The sequence below is a fragment of the Burkholderia arboris genome (genome assembly GCF_038723655.1).
Taxonomy (GTDB): domain Bacteria; phylum Pseudomonadota; class Gammaproteobacteria; order Burkholderiales; family Burkholderiaceae; genus Burkholderia; species Burkholderia arboris.
Map to the genome: position 1 here is coordinate 2,642,159 of NZ_CP109822.1, position 18,719 is coordinate 2,660,877.

The 18,719-nt window shown below is 61.7% G+C and carries 25 protein-coding genes; 1 reads left to right on the forward strand and 24 read right to left on the reverse strand.

The window, feature by feature from the left end:
• Positions 1–147: 147 nt before the first annotated feature.
• The 6 genes from OHZ10_RS29130 to OHZ10_RS29155 all read right to left on the reverse strand — a co-directional run bounded on the left by OHZ10_RS29130 (position 148) and on the right by OHZ10_RS29155 (position 3,039).
• Positions 148–756, reverse strand: coding sequence for an alpha/beta fold hydrolase (locus tag OHZ10_RS29130; RefSeq protein WP_342705124.1), 609 nt, complete (start codon positions 754–756; stop codon positions 148–150).
• Entirely contained in the window at positions 753–1,220 is a 468-nt protein-coding gene (locus tag OHZ10_RS29135; protein ID WP_342705125.1) for a hypothetical protein, read from the reverse strand. The genes OHZ10_RS29130 and OHZ10_RS29135 overlap by 4 nt, the downstream gene beginning before the upstream one ends.
• Positions 1,221–1,261: 41 nt before the next feature.
• Positions 1,262–1,456 carry a hypothetical protein gene (locus OHZ10_RS29140; RefSeq protein WP_342705126.1) on the reverse strand — a complete coding sequence of 65 codons (195 nt, stop codon included), beginning with the start codon at positions 1,454–1,456 and terminating at the stop codon, positions 1,262–1,264.
• Positions 1,457–1,459: 3 nt separating this feature from the next.
• On the reverse strand, positions 1,460–2,011 hold the full coding sequence (locus tag OHZ10_RS29145; RefSeq protein ID WP_342705127.1) for a hypothetical protein: 552 nt from the start codon (positions 2,009–2,011) through the stop codon (positions 1,460–1,462).
• A gap of 72 nt (positions 2,012–2,083) precedes the next feature.
• On the reverse strand, positions 2,084–2,689 hold the full coding sequence (locus OHZ10_RS29150) for a glycoside hydrolase family 19 protein (protein WP_342705128.1): 606 nt from the start codon (positions 2,687–2,689) through the stop codon (positions 2,084–2,086).
• Positions 2,653–3,039, reverse strand: coding sequence for a hypothetical protein (locus OHZ10_RS29155; RefSeq protein WP_342705129.1), 387 nt, complete (start codon positions 3,037–3,039; stop codon positions 2,653–2,655). Before OHZ10_RS29155 ends, OHZ10_RS29150 begins: the two co-directional genes overlap by 37 nt.
• A gap of 152 nt (positions 3,040–3,191) precedes the next feature.
• Here OHZ10_RS29155 and OHZ10_RS29160 point away from each other — a divergent pair, with 152 nt between their 5' ends.
• Positions 3,192–3,392, forward strand: coding sequence for a ribosome modulation factor (locus OHZ10_RS29160; protein ID WP_342705130.1), 201 nt, complete (start codon positions 3,192–3,194; stop codon positions 3,390–3,392).
• A 21-nt stretch (positions 3,393–3,413) separates the two neighbouring features.
• Here OHZ10_RS29160 and OHZ10_RS29165 read toward each other — a convergent pair whose 3' ends face one another.
• The 18 genes from OHZ10_RS29165 to OHZ10_RS29250 form a co-directional block, all read right to left on the reverse strand.
• Positions 3,414–3,596, reverse strand: a complete 183-nt coding sequence (locus OHZ10_RS29165) for a hypothetical protein (protein ID WP_342705131.1) — start codon at positions 3,594–3,596, stop codon at positions 3,414–3,416.
• A 12-nt stretch (positions 3,597–3,608) separates the two neighbouring features.
• Positions 3,609–4,580, reverse strand: coding sequence for a hypothetical protein (locus OHZ10_RS29170; protein WP_342705132.1), 972 nt, complete (start codon positions 4,578–4,580; stop codon positions 3,609–3,611).
• Positions 4,581–4,670: 90 nt separating this feature from the next.
• The gene (locus tag OHZ10_RS29175; protein WP_342705133.1) at positions 4,671–6,017 is read right to left on the reverse strand and encodes a GDSL-type esterase/lipase family protein; all 1,347 of its coding nucleotides are present in this window, start codon (positions 6,015–6,017) and stop codon (positions 4,671–4,673) included.
• 56 nt (positions 6,018–6,073) lie between these two features.
• A complete protein-coding gene (locus OHZ10_RS29180) occupies positions 6,074–6,721 on the reverse strand; it encodes a YmfQ family protein (RefSeq protein WP_342705134.1) in 648 nt (215 codons plus the stop codon).
• Positions 6,722–6,733: 12 nt separating this feature from the next.
• Positions 6,734–7,846 (reverse strand): baseplate J/gp47 family protein, encoded by a 1,113-nt coding sequence (locus tag OHZ10_RS29185; RefSeq protein ID WP_342705135.1) that lies wholly within the window; start codon positions 7,844–7,846, stop codon positions 6,734–6,736.
• Complete coding sequence (locus OHZ10_RS29190) at positions 7,847–8,296, reverse strand: phage GP46 family protein (protein WP_342705136.1); 450 nt, start codon at positions 8,294–8,296, stop codon at positions 7,847–7,849.
• Positions 8,293–8,895 (reverse strand): phage baseplate assembly protein V, encoded by a 603-nt coding sequence (locus OHZ10_RS29195; protein ID WP_342705137.1) that lies wholly within the window; start codon positions 8,893–8,895, stop codon positions 8,293–8,295. Before OHZ10_RS29195 ends, OHZ10_RS29190 begins: the two co-directional genes overlap by 4 nt.
• Positions 8,892–9,974 carry a phage baseplate assembly protein gene (locus tag OHZ10_RS29200; protein WP_342705138.1) on the reverse strand — a complete coding sequence of 361 codons (1,083 nt, stop codon included), beginning with the start codon at positions 9,972–9,974 and terminating at the stop codon, positions 8,892–8,894. The genes OHZ10_RS29195 and OHZ10_RS29200 overlap by 4 nt, the downstream gene beginning before the upstream one ends.
• 3 nt (positions 9,975–9,977) lie before the next feature.
• Complete coding sequence (locus OHZ10_RS29205) at positions 9,978–11,435, reverse strand: DNA circularization protein (protein WP_342705139.1); 1,458 nt, start codon at positions 11,433–11,435, stop codon at positions 9,978–9,980.
• A gap of 3 nt (positions 11,436–11,438) precedes the next feature.
• Positions 11,439–13,193 (reverse strand): phage tail tip lysozyme, encoded by a 1,755-nt coding sequence (locus OHZ10_RS29210; protein ID WP_342705140.1) that lies wholly within the window; start codon positions 13,191–13,193, stop codon positions 11,439–11,441.
• 148 nt (positions 13,194–13,341) lie between these two features.
• A complete protein-coding gene (locus OHZ10_RS29215) occupies positions 13,342–13,641 on the reverse strand; it encodes a phage tail assembly protein (RefSeq protein WP_342705141.1) in 300 nt (99 codons plus the stop codon).
• Positions 13,642–13,643: 2 nt separating this feature from the next.
• Positions 13,644–14,015, reverse strand: a complete 372-nt coding sequence (locus tag OHZ10_RS29220) for a phage tail tube protein (RefSeq protein WP_227893685.1) — start codon at positions 14,013–14,015, stop codon at positions 13,644–13,646.
• Between the two features lie 63 nt (positions 14,016–14,078).
• Complete coding sequence (locus OHZ10_RS29225; protein WP_342705142.1) at positions 14,079–15,584, reverse strand: phage tail sheath subtilisin-like domain-containing protein; 1,506 nt, start codon at positions 15,582–15,584, stop codon at positions 14,079–14,081.
• Positions 15,581–15,778 (reverse strand): DUF2635 domain-containing protein, encoded by a 198-nt coding sequence (locus OHZ10_RS29230; protein WP_342705143.1) that lies wholly within the window; start codon positions 15,776–15,778, stop codon positions 15,581–15,583. Before OHZ10_RS29230 ends, OHZ10_RS29225 begins: the two co-directional genes overlap by 4 nt.
• 11 nt (positions 15,779–15,789) lie before the next feature.
• On the reverse strand, positions 15,790–16,347 hold the full coding sequence (locus tag OHZ10_RS29235) for an ABC transporter permease (protein ID WP_342705144.1): 558 nt from the start codon (positions 16,345–16,347) through the stop codon (positions 15,790–15,792).
• Entirely contained in the window at positions 16,344–16,676 is a 333-nt protein-coding gene (locus OHZ10_RS29240) for a head-tail joining protein (RefSeq protein ID WP_342705145.1), read from the reverse strand. Before OHZ10_RS29240 ends, OHZ10_RS29235 begins: the two co-directional genes overlap by 4 nt.
• Entirely contained in the window at positions 16,677–17,714 is a 1,038-nt protein-coding gene (locus OHZ10_RS29245) for a major capsid protein (protein WP_342705147.1), read from the reverse strand.
• Between the two features lie 65 nt (positions 17,715–17,779).
• Positions 17,780–18,709, reverse strand: a complete 930-nt coding sequence (locus OHZ10_RS29250) for a head decoration protein (protein ID WP_342705149.1) — start codon at positions 18,707–18,709, stop codon at positions 17,780–17,782.
• Between the last annotated feature and the right edge of the window lie 10 nt (positions 18,710–18,719).

An 18,719-nucleotide genomic window follows, 5' to 3' on the forward strand; every position in this document is an offset into this window, starting at 1 on the left:
GGCTGAACCGGGCGCGGGCATCGCCCATTGTACAAATCCGAGGTGCTCGCCGATGCGCGTTCAGCCCTACCACGGGTGCAGTTGCTGGGTGCGCGCGACAGGCCTCGACGAGCTGGACGACGAGACCTGCGACGCGCTGGCGCTGCGCTATTTATGAGCTGATGTGCTCGCAGGCACTGTGAGCGCCGCGACCACCCGTGCGATCGCGTGATCCGTCACGTTCGGAAAGGGAAACATTGGCCGCCCTATCTGCTGAATCTGGCCGGCGTGACGCCAATCGAGCGGCAACTCGGGAACGATGTCGTTACCGTTCTTGTACAGGCTGAGCGGGACATTCGCGAGCAGCGCGGCAACACTCCCGTTCGTGCTCACGCGCGGCGGCTCGAAGCCGTAGACGGCCGCCGGCGCGCTGCCGGCAACCACCATCGCCGACGCGGCCATGATCGCGATCGCCGCGCCGAGCGAATGCCCGACGAGCGTCACGGGCCGTCCGTCGATCGCCGCGAGTACATCGACGGCGATCGCTCCCCACGCCTTCCAGAACCCGTGGTGCACCTGGCCGACGCCGATCACGTCGATCGGATGCGCGTCCAGATCAGCCGCCACGCAATCCAGGTTGTCGGTGCCTGGGAAGGCGACGACCAGGCCGCCGGCCGTCTGCCGCACGATCGCGCGCGAGGCGCTGTCCGCTTTGCCGATGTCCGGCTTCGCGGAATACGCCTCCTGCGCAAGCAGCGCGTAATCGCGCGGGGTCATTTCAGCGGCGCGCCCGCGAGCGGCGTCGAGGCGGCAGCCGGCGCGGTTGTGGCCGTGATGAGCTGATCGATCATCCCCTGCACGAGCGGCCCGAACGTCTGGAGAGCGAGCAGCACGACCTGCTGCTGCGGGAGCGCCGGGACGGCCTGCACGATCGTGGTCGCCATCGGCAGCAGGCTGTCATGGATCGTGCGTAGGTCCGTGACGTTGAGCTGCGCGCCGGCTGCGCAGATGGCTTCGTTTGAGGCGATGATGCCCGGCTTCGTGGCATCGCCCGGGACGCCGCTCAGCAGTTGCTGCTGCGCCGGCGTGAGCAGCGGCGATGCGGCGATGATCTTCAGATCGGCATTGACGATCGGACAGGCCTGCGTGAACTGTTCCTGCAGAGTCGGCAACGATTTGCAGCCGGCGACGAATGCGACGGACGCGACAATGCCTGCCGCGAGCAGCATGAGCTTCTTCATGGGGTTCCTTCGGGGGTGGTGCCGCGGCGCGCGGCGGGCGGTTACTGCTGGGTGGTCGCTTGCGGGAAGAAGCGATTGACGAGGGCATGACCGAGCGTGATCAGCCCAGCCGCGAGTTGCAGCTGTGCGTCAAGTGGAATTTTCACGCCCATCGCCGATGCAGCCCAATCGATGAGCGGGACGAACGACGACGCTGTGAACGTGACAGCGCCGGTTTGAAGGATGGATTTCGGCACGGCTTACTCCTGGTTGTGGTGGATGACCTCGACGTCGGAGAACTGGTAGCCCTCCTTCGCGTACTTCTGGGCGATCCAGAGCGGGAACGGCATCGCATGCAGCCCTTCGTCCTTCCCGATGTGGTGCGCCTTGCAGAGCAACATGCCGTTCACGGTCATGTCGTCGACGAACTGGGTCCAATCGCTGAAGCCGGCCCAGTCGAATGCCTTGATGTGCTCGCCCCAGAATCCGGCCTGCGCGTCGAATTTGAAGCGCTCCCAGTCGATCAGCTCGGCGAGCGAGCGCTCGATTGGATGGTGATGGGCCTCGAGCGGATGGCCGGATTCCTCGGCCGTCGCGTTGCAGATGAAGCAGTGGCCGCCCTCGCGCTCGATCAGATCCTTCCGCGTGCGCTCGAACAGGGCCGTCGTCTTGCGCTCGGCATGCTCCGGAATGTTCACGGCCACCGAGAGCGTTTCCTTCTCGGTGTGGGCGCGCGTGACTTTCGCGAGGCCCTCGGCCGTGCACTTCTCGCAGCGCTGCTCGAGCGCGACGTCATGGCTGCATCGGGTCATGTCTGGTCCGAAAAAAAGCCCGGCGCGCGGCCGGGCTGGATTGCGAAATTTCGAAAATCGAAAACTGGTGCGTCAGACGACGCCGAGCGCCTTCTTACAGGAACCCCAGAGCGCGAGGCGATCGGGCATACCGTTCGGCGTGGCAGTCGATCGAGGATTGCCGAGGTTGATCGCACGGCTGATCGACAGGAAATCGCCGACGTCGGCGAACGCACTCAATGTGTGATCCACCCAGAACTGCGCGGACGCTTCAGCCGCGACGGCCGGTTGCGCGATCTGGTCGGGGTTCCCCTCAAGATCGATGCCGATCTTCTGCCCCATCACACGGAAGTTATAGCGGCCGGTGATCTGCAACAGACCACCGCCGCGGTACCGGAAGCCATCACCGGGCTGCGTGTTGCCCAGCTCGACTGCCTTCGACACCGGCGGCTCATACGCGCGCTGCGCTGGCGTTGGCCCCCAGATTTCGCGGAGCCATTGGAAACCACCCGTCTCATGCCCGCATTGAGCGAGAAATGCAGCCTGACGCGCCGGTGAATCGATCGCATACAGCGCCATTGCGGCCGACAGCGGGTCGGCCCATGCCGTCGCGCGCGCGAGCGGGATCCGCAACGCGGCGGAAAGGGTTTGTGGTGTCATGGTCATCCCAAAAGCAGCTTCACGACCGCGCTCGCCCAATCGGGAATGGGCTCATGCCGCATGTAACGAAAGACGATCACGCCGACGGCGCCGAATGCGATCGTTGGGCCGGCAACGTGCCGGATGAGAAACCGCCACGCATCTGCGAGACGGCACAACGCGCGCACTGCGCGTGCGCCGCCCTCCCACGTGTCGACCATCGACTGTGTGTTCGTCTGGATCAAGGAGACGGAGGCCACGATCGCATCGATCTTTTCGTCCTGGCGTTGCAGGTGCTGCTTCGTGTCCGCGGCTGACGCGTCCAAGCGCCACTCAAGCTTCGAAAAGCGTCGTTCTCCCGCGCGCAGACGTTCCTCAACCCGCACCGGCGCCGATTCGTTGTCGGTCATTCATCCCCCGGAAATGAAAAAGCCGCCCGAAGGCGGCCATGAAGCTCGATTGGCTCCAGAATTTGATTCTGATGAGACTTGTCGAGCCCGATACGCGGTTCACGTATCATTCGCAGATCATCAAAAAGAATCTGCTACTGGAGTAAATAGCGATGATTTTTCGCTGGATCCGAAATTTTCTGAATCGCCCGATTTCAACGCCCGAGATTGCGTCGACGTATGCCTATCAAGCTGGCTTCAAAGCATGGGAAAATGGGGACAGCCACAATCCATATAAAGACGGGACGGAATCATCGACGCACTGGCTGCTCGGCTATCGAGATGCTGAGCATTGCGAAGCCACGCTCTGGTAACCATCGCTTTCACTGAGCCGATTACTGCGTGGGCAGCCCCTGTCTTTGAGCTTCCGGAAGCGAATCGAGATACGCCAAATATCGGGCATCCGACGCGGCTACCTCTCCCTGATGCGGATACGCGCCCGCTTCCTGCTGACAGCCAAACACGGAAGTGACCGTCGCCTCCGACGCGTCGGAGAACTGCACGAAGATATTGCTCACGACCGCCTCCTGCTAGATGGTGTATCCGGAAATATAGATATTTGCCGACATCGTCCCGGTGTTCACGATTGCGGCGTAATACATGGTTTGTTGAGTGATCAGTTGAACATCATCAAACGTGACGTTCATGGTAAAGCTGTTCGTCAGTTGCCCTTGGAATTGCTGCATCCCGAGAGGCGCCGCAGAGCTTGCCGCATTGAATGTTGCATATGCGTTGCTCGCGGAAGTTCCGATGCTCGAAAAACCACGTGCAGTTCTCGCGTTCGGCGGAACAGCACTCGCGATCGACAACGGCACGACTGAAGCCTGAACGGTCGTCGTGCTCAGGACGTTGATGTTGGCGATGCAGATCTTGCGATCCGTTTGGAAGCCGGCCACAAGCTGACTGCTTCCATTCGTCGGCCAGACGCTGACGAGCGCGCTCGCAGTGTAGCCAGCCGGCATGTACGCGCCACCATATACATTCGGCTGAACCGCCCCGGTCGCGTTCGTCGCGAGAAGGGCTGATGTGTTCGTGGTCGGGTTGTAGATCGCGTAAAGCGCCACGTATCCCGAAGCGGGAACAACCCCGGCATCGATGCCGCCGGCACCAGTCGTCCCGAGATTGATCGTCTTATTGAAGTTCGAAAGGACGAAAGTTTGCCCCCCCAAGGCCGACGCGACGATGATCTGATCCGCCATCAAGGTCGCCGTTGCTGCCGCAGCCGACACGCTCATCGCCAAATTGCGCGCCGCACCGACGATGGGCGAATACATCTTCTGCAGGGACGCGTTGACCTGGCTGTAGGAGGTCTTCGACCGAGCGATGCCAGCGGCAGCGAGGATCGAACACAGTTCCTCTTGGATCATGTTGAGCCACGACCCGCGCACATTCGTTGCAGGCAGCCCGGCAACAGGATCCCCTTCGGTAAAGTAGCCTTCCGCACCCGCCGTTTCAGGCGTGGGGAGCGAGCTCGCCGCGGTCGCGTCGTCGATACGATACATGGGGCCTCTTTTGCGTCGAAGCGACGCCTAGAAATGAAAAAGCCGCCCGAAGGCGGCTAGATATTGCGAATGTGTGATGCGCAGCTGTGGTCAGCCACGCGGCTTGAAACGGATTCCGCTGAGTGACGTGTAGGTAGCGCTGGCGTTGCCGTCTGCTTGCTCGATGTGCCCGTTGGTATTGATTCGAATCGAGCAAAAGCCAGAAGCCGTCGAGCATGGGAAATGCTCAGCGACGCTTGGAATCATGACGGTAAGCGGGAGCGAACCAATCTGGCGATTTGCGCCGATAGTTCCGCTCATGATCATGCCGCGCAACGAAACCCACCCATCGCGCGACATGCTGGCGTATGCATTCGAATACCCGCTTCCGTAGTTTGCCCACCCGTCGGTCAAGGGAACCGCCTGCCATGCATCGCTCGCATACGGATGCATATCGCAGTCGCCCAGCAAACAGTCAGTGAGGCCGCCCCAGATCATCGTCTGCATGATCTCGGTCGGATGTACCCCCTGGCCATTGCCGAAATCGTCGGACATCATCTTGCCCGCGGCCCAGTTGATGTCCCTCAGGTATGCATACGTGTCGAAATACGCGCACTGGAAGTCGCGTGCGGCCTGCACGTAGATCCCGCGAATGCTTTCGTACCACGGTGATGCGCGACCATGCTGCGGGTCGTAGGTCGCGCTCGGGCCGACCAGGACGATTGCGAGCTGATCAACAGTGCCATGCGAGTTTGCACGAATCGCCGCGAGCTGCGCACGCAGATTCGTCGCAAACCCCTGCACGCCATCCTGCGCGTCGTTGATGCCGTATTTGATGATGAAAACGTCCGTCGTCCCACCGATGACATCGATGTCGGGAATCGCATTCATCTGCACAACTCGCGTGCCAGCGACTCCGCGATTGATGCATGCGATGTTGTTGCGGACGCCCTTAACGCGAATCAGGTAGTCCGGCAGCAGCACCTGAGGCTCGAAGTTCGGCCCCGCGTAACCACCTCCCTCCGCAGCAGTCGCAACCGTCGAGTCGCCATACAGAAACATCGTAAGGTTGCCGCCGGACTTCAGCCGCAGGAACAACCGGTAAAGATATTCTTTCCCGAAGAAAATCTTCCCATCATCGCCATAACTGTTGAGCTGTACGAGGCCGCCATGCGGGTCGTTCGCAAGCAGCTTCCCACCACCAGTGAACCGCTTACCTAGCGCATTGCTTGCAGCGGTGACCAAGTACGATTTGCCCTGGGTATTCACCACGCCTTGATCGCCGACCGCCGCACTGATCGCCTCTGAGATCGCGGTAGTATCGTCGGTGCTGCCATCTCCGGCCGCGCCGAATATCTCCGGCGCAATAGGAAGATCCGTTGTGTTCGCCTTCGCGTCGAACGCGCCGTTCAGTTGCGCTGCGGTAAGGATGCGACCGGGGACGAAGTTCGCCGTCATCGTGTTTTCTCAAAAATAGTCCGCTAATGGCGGCTTATTCGAAGCCTCTGGGGCGCTTACAACAGCTGCGACCCACCAACAATAAATGTGCTATCGAGCTCGCCCGGCTGTCCGTACGCAAATATCGGCACGGTATGTGCGGGCATCACGGACCTGAATTCGCATTCGAGGACTTCATTTCCCCACGAAACGAGCGGATCACCGGCAGCCATGCCGCCGGCAACTGCAACCTTCAACGAGGCGAGAGGTGCAGTGATCTTCCATGCGAAATTCCATGCGTACCCACAAACAGGCTGCCCAGCTCGCAGGATCCCCGCTCGCGCCTGCGAGTACTGTGTGATCGTGACGCTGTAGCCGAGGTTTGCTGCGAAAGCCGTCAAACTTCGAATCGACGGTCCGCCAACTCCGGTTAGACGCGCTACGACCTGCGCGCGACGTTGGCCAACCGTAGGGGCCGGCCCGGCACAAGGATCAGGGAGACCAACGGTCTCCTCCCATTCCGGGAGAAGCTCGTAACTCGACCCTGGAAACGCGTCGATCAGCAGGTAATTTGCTCGAGTGGTGCTCCTCTCATACGACGGCGCGAGCCCTGCTAACGCCTTGGTTTGCACTGCATCCTGATCACGCGGCCAGACCTGACCGCGCGGAAGCAATGATTGAATTGCGCTGAGAAAATTCGACGCAAGCAGAGAAGGGGCGCCCATTCAGCCCTCCCCTTAGCTAAAAGTTACGGTGCCGAGCGTCGGCAGATAGCCGGTAACGCTTACGATGTTCCCAACCGGCGACGTGATTACAAATCCGGAAGTGCCCGGCACCGCCGCGATTCCCGAGTTGATGTCGGAAATATCGACAGTCCCACCAGGTGCCCCTTTTCGAAGAAACACATCGGAGATCGCCGCAGAAACCGCAGCGCGGGTGCCGCTCGATGCAGTCGAAAGTCCCGAAATCGAAAAATTCACGGGGTTGTTGTTCGGCGCGCAGGCATATACGAGGGCCGTCACAGGCTGAACCTCATAGATGGCATTCGCCACGGTCAACTGATCTCCGGTAGCCTTTCCGGCCGTGCGCGTCTCGCTCGTCGCGACGCCGTTTGTGCCTTGCGGGAAGCCGGAATGCGCCGACTCGGCCTGATCCATCATGAAATACAGAACGACGGTTCCAGCGCCGAACCCATTTGGCAAGCACCAAGCGCGTGAGACCCCGGGAACCGCCGTCGCCCACAGAACGTAGTCGTTCTGATCGCCGCCTTGCGGAATTGCTTGGAATGCAGAAATAACGCGCGCACGGAACGCATCGGCATCTTCTACGTCTGCACCACCGGTGAAGGCAACTGCAGCCACGCCTGACGACTGGATACCCGGAATCGCCGTCCCGAGAGATAGCACGGTACCTGCATCGCAATTACCCGATGCCCCCGGCTGAGAATCCGTCACAGAAACCGTCACGGTCCCGCCGCTACTCACGGTCGCAGATGCCTGGGTAACGTATGTTCGACCATCACCACGAACGATCGTCGTCCCGGATGGAACGATCTTGCCGGCAGTACCCTGGAACGTCGCGGTCCCAGATGCTGCCGTCGCACTCTTCTGGTAGACGTTCTTGAGCGCGCCCCAGCCAACGATGTATTCATCTGTAGCCGTCCACGGGACTGCCTGCTTGGCAATCCAATCGAGATAACCGTAATGCAGGTACGCCAAACCGGCCTGCACTACCGTGATGACGCGGAGGACGCTGTTTCGAAGCAGCGCGCTGACGCCTTGCAGGTTTGCCTGCACGTCCGCTGCAACCTGCGCTTTCAGATCCGAGAGTGTCGGTCGCGAGAATGGCATTTATGAATTTCCGTTCCAAGCCCACGAGTAGGCGAGCGAGACTTTCGTCCCGTCCTTCTGATAGGCGACGACCTTCGCGCCGAGAAAACTGGTTCGCGTCCATTCGACGGTGATGTCGAACTTCGCCACGACGCCGTCATCGATAAGCCACTGTAGGGACTCGGCTATGTAGTCGTACGCACGCTGCAATGTCTCCGTCGTCTGCTTCGCTCTTCGAAGCAGCCAAAGCCGAGATCCGATCGGGCTCGCTGCATCGTCGCCCCACCAGCCCCGTGGGTCGCCAGATCCGTCAGGAATCACGTCGTCCGGCGCAGCCATGCGATCGGTAAAGAGGCTCACGAGGATCGCAGTCTCGAGGTCGTTTCCGGTTATGAGAACCGGCCCGAGCGTCGCCCAGTCGCCGCGATTGTTCGCCGCGTCCCAGAAAATCTGAATATCTGTCGGGTTCATTCGGTCTGGTTCGGAGGATCGGAAACGACTGTGCTTGTGCCGCCCTGGACGTTCCGCACGTTGTGATCGTGTCCATCGAAGATCACTCGATCAGCGGCCATGCTTCTGCCGGTCGTGTCGCAGTTATCAACGATGTCGCCAGTGCATTCGAGACGCGGCGTCTCCATGCGCACCTTCGTAGCTGCATTGATCGTGACCGTTGTCGCGCCTGTGATGCTCACCGGCTGACCGTTCGCGAAAACAGAGATCCCACCCGACGCTGTCAGATAGACGTACTTCCCGTCCTGGCTGTAGAGCATCGTTTCGCCGGGCTTCAGGTTCCGTGGGCGCGACTGCTGATGGTTCGTCCCGACGATTACTCCGTTGTTGCGTCCGCCACCGAGGTTCAGCATCACGACGTCCGATCCGTCCGGCGGGACGCTCGTCAAACCGAACTCGGCGATCCGCGGTAACCCGTCGATCGCCTCACGGGCATTCACTTGAACCTGCAGCAGCTGAGCGCCGCCGGCATCGTTCTGCTGCGTCACGCGCGCCCACCCCGTAACGACCGTGACGAAGCGCGCCAGACGCGCCGTCACACCATTCAAATGCTCGTTCATTGGGGTAGGTTGCTGCCGTCGACAAACATCGGTTGCAGAGCCGTCGGCTCTGGTAGGTACGCCTCGGGGCGCATCGCAGTGATTGTCGCCGTGGTACCGGTCTGGATACTCCGTTGATACGTCACTTCGCCGATCAGCCAAGTCACCGGGCCGGTCCCATACTGATCCGCCAGCTTCAACTGCGGCAGCAGAATCGGCACGAGCGTGTTCGGCGTCCACAGGGCGCCGGCGGAATCGCGCCACGTATCGGTCGTGAGCGTCACGACTGCGGCGCGGCCAATACGGCGATTCATTTCCCAGATCGCGCGCTGCTTCGCAAGATCCTGAAACCCCTGAACCGCCTCCGCAATAATCACGCGCTCACGCGGACGCTTGACTCCGGCGTCCGTAGCCGTAGCGATGACGTTCCCTGCGACGCCGATGTCCGAATACATCTGCACGGATTGCGTGAACGCGGTGTATGTCTGGAATCGCTGGTCAGCCGAATACTGCACTGTCGCGGCTTGCACGTTGATGCCCTGCTGAAACCCGCTTGCGGCATGGTCCGTGCCGGCTTGCGCGAGCACCAGGTTCCCGTCGGGTGCGTCATACACGAGGAGCGAGCTGTATCGGCTGATGCGCTCGATGATTTCGTAGCACGACTCCCCGAGAAACAGGTTGAACTGCGGAATTGCACGCAGATTCTGCACATCGCACGAGACCGTGATTCCATAGTGCGCCGCGATTTTCGACGCAACGTCGAGCGCCGACGTGCCGCTTATCTGGCCGTTCGGCCAGAAAGCCGCACAATCGACCAGGTCCTGACACTTCCCTCGACCCGCGACGCGGATCGTATGGCTGTGCGCATCCATGGAGGGCACGTATCGATCGACATACCCCGTCAGCACGACGTCCGCTCCGATCTTCACGATGCATTCGTCGCCCGGCTGCACCACGACCCGATCGAGCTGGCCGGGATAGAGCTCGGTCAGCCCAAGTTCGAAATCGCTCGGCAAGCGCTCGATCCCACGAGTGACGCGGACGTCTGTCCATCCCGAGATCGACTGGCCGCCGATGCTCAGGGAGAGTTCGTCATCCATGGATTACGTCGCGAGAGCTTGAAACGAAGTCGGTAAAAACGCGGGGTGTACTGCATCCGATTGCTGCACGAGACCGTCGGAACGCGTCGGGTCTCTGTAAATCCGATTCGCGAGCACCAAGGCCGGCAGCGGCGCGCTGAAATTGAACGCGGCGGCCGGCGCAATGCCTGCACTTCGAGCCTGGAGGTCGGCCACGACCGCCTGCCGAAGCGCTCGCAGAGCCGTATAGCTCGAATCGTCGCCAGCATCGCCAGCAATCTCGATCTCGGCATCCACCATCGCCGTAACGCTCGCCATGAGCGCCTGGGAATCCTGCTGCGATGCGGGCTGGTATGCCGATACCGTGGTCGCAAGCTGCGCCAAGACTGCGCGACGGAAAAGCGCACCGCACGCCGTTTGCATCGCCGCCATCGCACTTCCGATCGCCGAAGACGACGTGATGCCTGCCGGCGCGTAGGTCGCCATGCTCGAGAGCATGCGAATGGCGTCGGCAGGATCGGCGGCCGATGCCGCGACGGACCGCACGAAGGTCACAGCAGCCGCAGAGAACGATGCCGTGTCGCCGACAGCCGCAGCGGCGGCCTGCAAAGCAACGCCGCTCGAATTGACTGCCGCGCGCAATACCGTATCGTTCTGAATCAGCATCGAAACCGTCGTGCCGACCGGCGCCTTCTGATTCGATCCGAGATAGCCCGAATTGCCACCACCGAACAAGCGTCCGAAGTTGCCCGACAGCGTCGAAACGGCGCCCAGGAACCGTTTCACATCGTTCACAGCGGTAATGCCGAGCTGGTAGATGCCGACCGCCGCAGAAACCGCCGTCTGCACGACGGCCGCTCCAGCCTGGATCGCCGATGCCGTGTTTCTGACGAAATCGAGCAGCGATGACGCATTCAGCGCGTCAGCGGCAGTCGATACGACGTCCTGCGTCGAGTCCACCACCTTCGGATAGATTCTCAGGCCGCTCCGAATGAAGGTGAACATCACCTCCACGACACGGCCGAGGTCCTTCCGCTCCATAAACTCGACATTCAGGCAATTCACGTTCTCGACGGTGCCGAACGTCGGATGGACCAGCGTTTGCGGGCCGGCGGACTCGCACACGTTGAACATGCGATCCCGCTGACCGATGACCGAACCACCGCCGTAGATGAGGCTGTCTTCGACGAGGAATCCAACCAGATTGAACTGCCTCGGCAGTTTGCCGAGATCCTCGGCCCAAACCTCGTCGCGATACGGATATTCGTGAACCGCATTGCGCCGGCCCCCGGCCGTCCGCGCGGCCTCCACCGCGAACGGAACGCCCCCATACGAGGCGCCACGCATCAGGTTTTGCCAGTTCCCCGACAGCAGATTCGAGACGCCGTTGACGACGCTCGAAACCCCGCTCACTAGATCAGAGGCTGACGAGGCAACGCCGCCGATGCTGCCGGCAATAACCACTCCTGTCGTCACGCTCATACGTTACGGCCCCATCAATAAAGAATGACCGATCTGGCCGGTCGCCATGACTTCGCCGTTCGAATGCACGCTCGCGCGTGTGCCATGCGGCGCACCCGGCATATGGATCGTGACCTCGAGCCTCTGCGTTCCGTAATTCTTCCGTGATGCTGAATCGATCGAATCAGCAGCCTGTGCACGCTTGGCCGCCTCGCCATCAGCATCTGCCGGCCGCTCATACAGTCGCGAGACGATCGCGCCGGCCTGAGCCGCGTTGTCTGAGCCCATCAGCGCATTACCCGCCTGTCGCGCGCCCTTATCGCTTCCGTTCCGGAGCTCGTAGTCAACGAATTGAAGCTGCTGATCCAGCGTTGATTTCCGGATGTCGATGCCGAACAGCTTCTTGAACGCTGCTTGGCGGTCCTCGTGCCATTGCGCGATCCCATATGCATGCCCGTTGTCGCCGACGGCGCTCGGGTTGTACATGCTCTCGGACCAAAGATTCGCGGCGATGCCGGATGCCTGCTGCCTCGTCCATCCCTTCAACATCAGGGAGTTGACGACGTTTGCCGTCTGTGAGTCCGCAGCGGCACCCCCGCGGCGTCTGGTGCCGATCGGGTCACCATCCCATACATCGCCGGGCTGCGTCAGGCGCGTATCCCCTTCACCCTTGTTCAAACCCTGGCTGTAAAGCAGCCCAAGCGCGCCGGCGACGATGGGATTCGCAGCCAACGGCATCAAGACACCGGAGAGTGCCGTCGCCTTCACGAGCATCGACGCCAGTCCAGCGATCGGCCCAGCAAACGTGACCGCGGCGACAGCGAGTGCAATGCCCTTGACGCCGCCCAGGGCCTCGCCAACACTCGCGATGGACTTCGCAGTCTTGTCCCAATCGACGTTGTCGATCCAGTGCGCGATCTTCGGCCCGTAGTCATCAGCAAGGCGCGCGAACTCGTCGACTGCCCGGCCGAGAGCCGGCGCGAGCGCGGAACCGACCGAGTTCTTCAGTTTGTCGACCGACGCATCGAGCGCGATCATGGACTGATTGAATTTCTCGCCCTGCGCGATTTGCTCCGGCGACATCGTCGCGTTCAGCTCGTCGAACTTCGAAACAAATTGGTCGATCGTGCCCCGGCGAATCATGGCCTGGATGCCGCCGAGCCCGAAAATGTCGAGGAACTTTCGTTGCGCCTGGGCATTCGTGATCTTCGACGCCGCGGACGCCACATCATGAAGCCCACGCACGACGTCGATCGTGCCGTCCTTCAGACGGTGAATACCGATCCCCTTGTCGGATAGGACGCCAGCGACGAAGTTGTTGCGACCCGCCGATGCATCCTCGAACGCATCGCCGAGCGACTGCATGCTGCCCGTCATCGCGTCGGCAGATAGCCCGGCAACGCGGGCGGCGCCGCGGTAGCGCTGCAGGTCCGTCGTAGTGACGCCGATCACGCTCGACGTATTGGCGATCTCCGCAGCAGCACGACCCCAGCTCGTCGCAAACGCCGCGATCCCCGCCACACTTCCGACACCGACGATCGCCGCGAGAGGCGGCGCAATCGATGCGACGCTACGTGCGACGGTCTGCGCTGATTTCCCGACCGATTCAAATTTCTTTCCGAGCTGGTCGAGTCCTGTTTCCTTGTTGAAGGAGGCCACCGACGATTTAACGTCGGCGATCGGCTTCGTGATCTTTGCGATGGAATCGTTGACACGCCTGGCAACAGCTGTCGCCTTGTCCACTGCGTTGATGGTGATCTGAAAGACCGGCGCCGCCATCACTGAACTCCCATCTCTTTCAACCGCTTCGCCTGTTCATACCAGTAGAGAAAGCGGCTCAACTTCAGGCGCCATGCATCTTCCGGACCCCAGTGGTAATACTTCGTGACCTCGGCGACCAAGCCCCTCCAGTCGACGGGCCACGCCGTCAAAAACCCTGGAGATACGCGACCGCCTCCGAATAGTCACGCTTGCCGATCATCCGGACCGCTTGCACGGGAATCCCAGTGATAAATGCGATCAGCGCGCAGTTCGACGCATAGTTCGAGCTGCCCGCCTGCAGCGAGCGATCGAGCTCATCGACGATCGGCTCACGAAGCTCGAGCGAGGTGTACGAAACCGTGTCGCCCTTAATCTGGATCGGCTTCCGCAGCGTGATCGTCAGGGTTTCGGGATGCGGAGCAGGAGCATCTTCCCCGCCCACCTTTTCCTTTGCTTGTTCGTTCATGTTCAGTTCGTCGTCGTTTCGGTGACTTCCGGACCCTCGAATTTGACGTCGAACACGGCGTCTTCGGAGTCCACCTCTTGATCCTCGACCGACCACATGTTTCGGCCGATGATCGTCTTGCCGTTCGCGAGCTCGGCGACGACCGTGACGTTCGTCATGCCGTTCACGTTCTCGACCGTCAAGCCGCCCCAGTCGCGCAGTTGCATGGCGATCGACGGCGCGCGCCACTTTTCCTTGTAGCCGTGGACACCGTCCATGCCGGTGAGCGACTCGCGCGTCTTTTTGCCGGGGCTGTATTTGAAGTTCGCCGACACCATGTAGGTCTGGCCGTCGACGGACACGGACGCCGTGCCGGCGAGCAGGTTGCTAGGCATCGAATGCCCTCCTGAAATGAAAAAAGGCGCCCGGAGGCGCCTTCATGGACATCGTTGCCGTGGTTAGGCCGCCGCAGCGACCTGGTTGCTGAACTGCATCAGCAGGGCGAAGATCCGGAGCTGGTCGATCAGCACCGCCGGATAGAGCACGTCGACGCGGTTCGGGTTGCTGGTGTTCTGCTGCACGACGAGCCCCTGCGCGAACTGCGCACTGCCCTGCACGTACCCGCTTTCCTCCATCGCCTGATAGTCGGCGATCAGATCGGCGCGGATCATGTTCGGCGTGACGACGTTGTTCCCCGCCGTGAGGCGCGTTCCGTTCGCCGCCAGCTTCACCCGCGCGTACTTCGTCGTGACGACCGACTTCAGCCGACGCAGGACATACGCCAGCGTGTTCATCGTTTCGACTTCGAGATAGCTGTTGTCGGGCTGCCCGAAGCTGTTGAGCTGGTACGTCGTGATCAGGTTTTCGATTGCGACGGTGCCATCGTCGGCCACCGTGAACGTGCTGATCCCGGTGTAAAGCAGCGTATTGCGGTCCGTCAGCTGGAAGCGAGACTGCACCGGAGGCGCAAGCACAGTGCCGAGCGTGACCGTTTGCAGCGGCTGCGCCGGATCCGCTTGGGCCGATACTGCGACAGCAGCCGTGATGTCGGCCGCCCAGATCCAGTTCGGTGACGGCGAGTCGTTGAAACCCATGATCGACACATGCTCATCGTTCCGCGTAGCGCCGAAGGTCTGACACGCGGCAAGCGTGCCGCGGTACGCGCCATACGCGCCGCCATACAGCTGTTGTGCCCAGCTCCATCGCCCCGTCTGCGTGCTCAGGAACGACTTGACCGAGTTCAGCGACGTGGTGTCGTTGTACGGAAGTGCGATGAAGTCGAACGTCTTGTCGCCGAGGTTGGCGAGCGCGGCCGTAAGCGACGGATTCGTCGCGCCACTGGCCATCGCGACGATTGCGACCGTCATTCCCGTCGGCGTGGCCTCACCACCGGCCGTGCCGAGATAATTCAGCCGGAGATCGATGTCGTTGCCGCCTGCGCCCCTGTTCTTGGCGGTGATGTTCACCTTGCTCGTCGTCGTACCGTCGACGGCGGCCGTCACCGGCAGGTCGCCCACCGCATTGATGGCGGCTGCCAACGCCGTCGCAAGCTGCGCCGGCGTTTGAGACGACGACACGTTCAGCGAGACGCGCGTGCCCGCGATGTACAGGGAGAGAACGCCAGCTGCCGTCGCCGCAGCGGTGAAGTTGAGCGACCCAGTAGCCGCCATGGCAGCCGGGTCATCCGCGAGCGGCAGATACCAGATTTCGCTGAACTGGTCTCGCGCTCGATACGTTGCAGTCATCAGTGCCAGCATGGAACCCTGGCCGCCGACAGTCTTCGCATCGGCCACGCCTTGGCAGATTTGCGGGACATTCGGCGTTGCCGACCCCGAGCTTGTCACCTGGCCGATGATCAGTGCACGCAGCGTCGGCTGACCGGTATTCGCATTGCGGGGATCGATGTCCGCGTAGAACAGCGGAACCCGCAGATTCTGCGGGATGTTCGGGAACGAGATGGTCATTGATCACCCTTTTCGATTTTCGCCACCTTCGCCGTCGCGGGCGCTTGGGGCTCGACAATTCGCGCATCGCCGTCGGCGATACGCCGATGCCAGTACAGATCGAAGTCGTCCACCGCAATGCCCTCGGGCGGGATGAACTGCTTCGTAACCGGATCGAGCACGTTCGGCCCACCCGGAACAGGTTGAACGACCATGCGTCGCTCCTTCAGAAGTTGATGGTCAAACCAGGCTGCGTCGTGCCGTCAGGCTCCTGAATCGTCAGGTCGACGCCCTGCAGCGGCGTGAGCGGAATCGGGAAAAAGTCATCCGCCGTTTGGAAGAACTCGACGTCGATCGTCATCAGCAACTCCGCGATCGGCATTTCCCCTTCCGAGCTCGTCGTGAGCTCCGAATCGACTGATGAGAATTGCTGTATGCGCTGGCCGCCGGACGGATCCGCCCAGATCGCGGGGTTGTTGATCAGCGCCGATTCGATCTGCGCCTTGAGCTTTTCCGCTTCCGCGAGAGCGGCCGCAGAGCCCGCATCACCGACCAACGCCGCCGACTTCGTGCGCGCGATGACCTCGAGCGTCGCCGTGACGTTGAACTGCGGAACGTTGCGGCCGAGCGATTCCTTACGCTCCTTTCGTGCATGCACGAGGATCGACGGATACGCATCGGGCGCGATCGGCCAGTCGAATGGCGAGAAAACAGCTTGCCCGGCATCCGTCGCGCCCTTGAGCGCCGATACGAACAGCGCGCGAATATCTGCGGACGTCGTCACGGCGAGCTCACCTTGTTAAGCAGAAGCTTTGCGGCACCACGCGAATCAGGGCGAACCTGCCGGACCACGTAGGTGGTATTGACGCTGGGAATGGAAAGCTGGTCGTTCTGCACCGGAGGCGCAGGAAACTGCGAGAGCTGCACTCCCAGCACAGCGGAAACCTCCGTCACGCCCGACGACGCGTCCTCGAACATCACTTCCTTGAGATACGCGTTGTCGAACACACCGGTAATCGCAAACGACCCGCCCGCGAAGGGCTTGTATGTAACCGGCTCAGCGAAGACACCGTGCAGCGGCCCGATGACTACGCTGTTCCAGTCGACGGACATTTACGCCTCCGATCGGCCGCTGAACAGCACTTCCGGACGCGTGCAGATGTGGAGCGGATAGCTCGACACTTCCATCTTCCACCACTCGTTGCGATCGCGATCCATGATCGGGACGACGTAGACCGGCTTGCCCGGCGTGTTGACCCATTGGAACGATTCGCCCGGCGCCAGAGCGCGGCGGAAGATGCCCGGCGCGCCGACCGGGAAGAACTTCACCTTGTCGTCCGGGATCTTGATGGTCGTGTTGTCGTCCGAACCGCGGTAGTTCAGCCACGTGATGTCGCCGAACTCGAATGCCTTGAACGCCCCGCCGGCGCCCCCGCCACGAATGTCTCGCGCATCGCTCCAGTTCACGAACGTCCGGATGACGTCCGGATGGTTGACGAACGCGTCATAGAACGCGTCGCCAGCCAGAGCGAAAACCTTCGTCGACGGTGTGAACGATCCCTGCGCCTTGCGTGCCATCGAACGCGTGATCTGATTGCAGATCGGGCGCAGCGAGTTGGCCGTGGCCGCCGCCAGATTGAAGCCGACTTCCGTCGGTTTCGTGATGCCGAATTCCTGAAACCAGTCATAGCGAACGGTTCCGTCGGAATCCGTGAACAGGCCCTGCACGGCCGCGAGACGCTGGAACTCCCAGGTGTACTCGATGTTCTTCAGCAGGCCCGTCGGGCCCGCCAGCCGGCGTGCGACTTCGTCCTGCACCTGCATCAGCTCGGATTCGGTGCCGAACGCGCGGATGTTCTGCAGCTCGTTCGCGTAGATCGTGTCCGCGTGCCGCAGCCGCGGAACGTCGAAGTACCGTGCCTGGCGCTTCTCGGTCGTACGCTGTGTGCCTTCCTCGCCGCGCTCGCTCAGCGGGATAACGACAAGTTGCCCCTGGCGCTGTTCGACGACGAGAGCCGTGGTGCGGATCGGGTCGTCTTCGAAGATGTTCAGCTCGCCCAATGCCTGCGGCTGGTACGGATACTTGTCCACCGCCGCGGTCAGCGAAACGGTCGAGAACGGGTCCTGATTGAAAATATCGAGAGATGCCATTGAACGGCTCCTTCAGAAATGAAAAAGCCGCCCGTAGGCGGCTTGAAATCGGTGATCGGGACGGCTTAGCGGGGGATGATCCCCAGCGCCTGCAGCAGTACCAGAGCGGCAGCCTGCGCAGTCGCATTCATCGACGGGTCCCACACGAGTTCGGACTTGTTCACCTCGCACGACCGCGTGACGATCGCGCCGTTTACGTCGTTCAGCGACGCATCCGACAGGCCGAAGCAGATACCTGCCGCATTCTGCGAACCATCGACAGCCGTTGCGGTGCACGGCACCCACTTGTTTGCGCCGGCCGCGACCGTGATCGCGAAGCTGTCTCCCGGCACGAACGCTGTGCCGCCTGCAGTGATCGTGAAGTTGAGGCCGCCAGCCGAGAATGCCGTCCCAGCGACACCGTGGCCGATCTCCTGGCCGTTCGGCGCCGATACGACGAAGTGCGTCGCATCGTCGAACTCGACGGTGTAGACGCCGACCGTCGGCGCATAGCCCGTCGTCGTGACAGCGCTACTCGTGCCGTTGCCGGTGTTCGACCCGCCAGCCGTGGCCGTCGCCGTCGGCTTGCCGACTGCCGCGGTGGTAGCGATCGAGAACGTGTCGCCTGCGACGAATGCCGTGCTGCCGGCCGTGATCGTGAACCCGATTCCGAGCGCCGAGAACGCAGTTCCGACAACGCCTTGCGCGGTCGCGCCGCTCGGCGCGGTGACCGTGAAAGCAGTAGCCGACGTGAAAGCCAGCGAGTACACGCCGATCTGCGTCGGAACTGCCGTCGTCGTGATGGCGCCGACCGTGCCGTTGCCGGTATTGCTGCCGAGCGCGGCGGCAATTGCACTTGCACCAGTCGTCTGCTGCCCCATCACCGTGCCGGGAAGCACCTTCACACCGCCGGAAATGAGGCCACGATCGATATGGCGATGGCCGTGAGGTTGCGATACCAGAAAGCCGCCCGGATGCCAGGCTTCGTAAAGCGGAGCGCGAGAAACGTATGTCATGAGAATTCCT

Bases quoted from the DNA above. Each gene is read 5' to 3' on its own strand.
- OHZ10_RS29130 (WP_342705124.1), bottom strand. From the start codon at position 756: ATGACCCCGCGCGATTACGCGCTGCTTGCGCAGGAGGCGTATTCCGCG.
- OHZ10_RS29135 (WP_342705125.1), bottom strand. From the start codon at position 1,220: ATGAAGAAGCTCATGCTGCTCGCGGCAGGCATTGTCGCGTCCGTCGCA.
- OHZ10_RS29145 (WP_342705127.1), bottom strand. From the start codon at position 2,011: ATGACCCGATGCAGCCATGACGTCGCGCTCGAGCAGCGCTGCGAGAAG.
- OHZ10_RS29155 (WP_342705129.1), bottom strand. From the start codon at position 3,039: ATGACCGACAACGAATCGGCGCCGGTGCGGGTTGAGGAACGTCTGCGC.
- OHZ10_RS29160 (WP_342705130.1), top strand. From the start codon at position 3,192: ATGATTTTTCGCTGGATCCGAAATTTTCTGAATCGCCCGATTTCAACG.
- OHZ10_RS29170 (WP_342705132.1), bottom strand. From the start codon at position 4,580: ATGTATCGTATCGACGACGCGACCGCGGCGAGCTCGCTCCCCACGCCT.
- OHZ10_RS29175 (WP_342705133.1), bottom strand. From the start codon at position 6,017: ATGACGGCGAACTTCGTCCCCGGTCGCATCCTTACCGCAGCGCAACTG.
- OHZ10_RS29180 (WP_342705134.1), bottom strand. From the start codon at position 6,721: ATGGGCGCCCCTTCTCTGCTTGCGTCGAATTTTCTCAGCGCAATTCAA.
- OHZ10_RS29185 (WP_342705135.1), bottom strand. From the start codon at position 7,846: ATGCCATTCTCGCGACCGACACTCTCGGATCTGAAAGCGCAGGTTGCA.
- OHZ10_RS29190 (WP_342705136.1), bottom strand. From the start codon at position 8,296: ATGAACCCGACAGATATTCAGATTTTCTGGGACGCGGCGAACAATCGC.
- OHZ10_RS29195 (WP_342705137.1), bottom strand. From the start codon at position 8,895: ATGAACGAGCATTTGAATGGTGTGACGGCGCGTCTGGCGCGCTTCGTC.
- OHZ10_RS29200 (WP_342705138.1), bottom strand. From the start codon at position 9,974: ATGGATGACGAACTCTCCCTGAGCATCGGCGGCCAGTCGATCTCGGGA.
- OHZ10_RS29205 (WP_342705139.1), bottom strand. From the start codon at position 11,435: ATGAGCGTGACGACAGGAGTGGTTATTGCCGGCAGCATCGGCGGCGTT.
- OHZ10_RS29210 (WP_342705140.1), bottom strand. From the start codon at position 13,193: ATGGCGGCGCCGGTCTTTCAGATCACCATCAACGCAGTGGACAAGGCG.
- OHZ10_RS29215 (WP_342705141.1), bottom strand. From the start codon at position 13,641: ATGAACGAACAAGCAAAGGAAAAGGTGGGCGGGGAAGATGCTCCTGCT.
- OHZ10_RS29220 (WP_227893685.1), bottom strand. From the start codon at position 14,015: ATGCCTAGCAACCTGCTCGCCGGCACGGCGTCCGTGTCCGTCGACGGC.
- OHZ10_RS29225 (WP_342705142.1), bottom strand. From the start codon at position 15,584: ATGACCATCTCGTTCCCGAACATCCCGCAGAATCTGCGGGTTCCGCTG.
- OHZ10_RS29230 (WP_342705143.1), bottom strand. From the start codon at position 15,778: ATGGTCGTTCAACCTGTTCCGGGTGGGCCGAACGTGCTCGATCCGGTT.
- OHZ10_RS29240 (WP_342705145.1), bottom strand. From the start codon at position 16,676: ATGTCCGTCGACTGGAACAGCGTAGTCATCGGGCCGCTGCACGGTGTC.
- OHZ10_RS29245 (WP_342705147.1), bottom strand. From the start codon at position 17,714: ATGGCATCTCTCGATATTTTCAATCAGGACCCGTTCTCGACCGTTTCG.
- OHZ10_RS29250 (WP_342705149.1), bottom strand. From the start codon at position 18,709: ATGACATACGTTTCTCGCGCTCCGCTTTACGAAGCCTGGCATCCGGGC.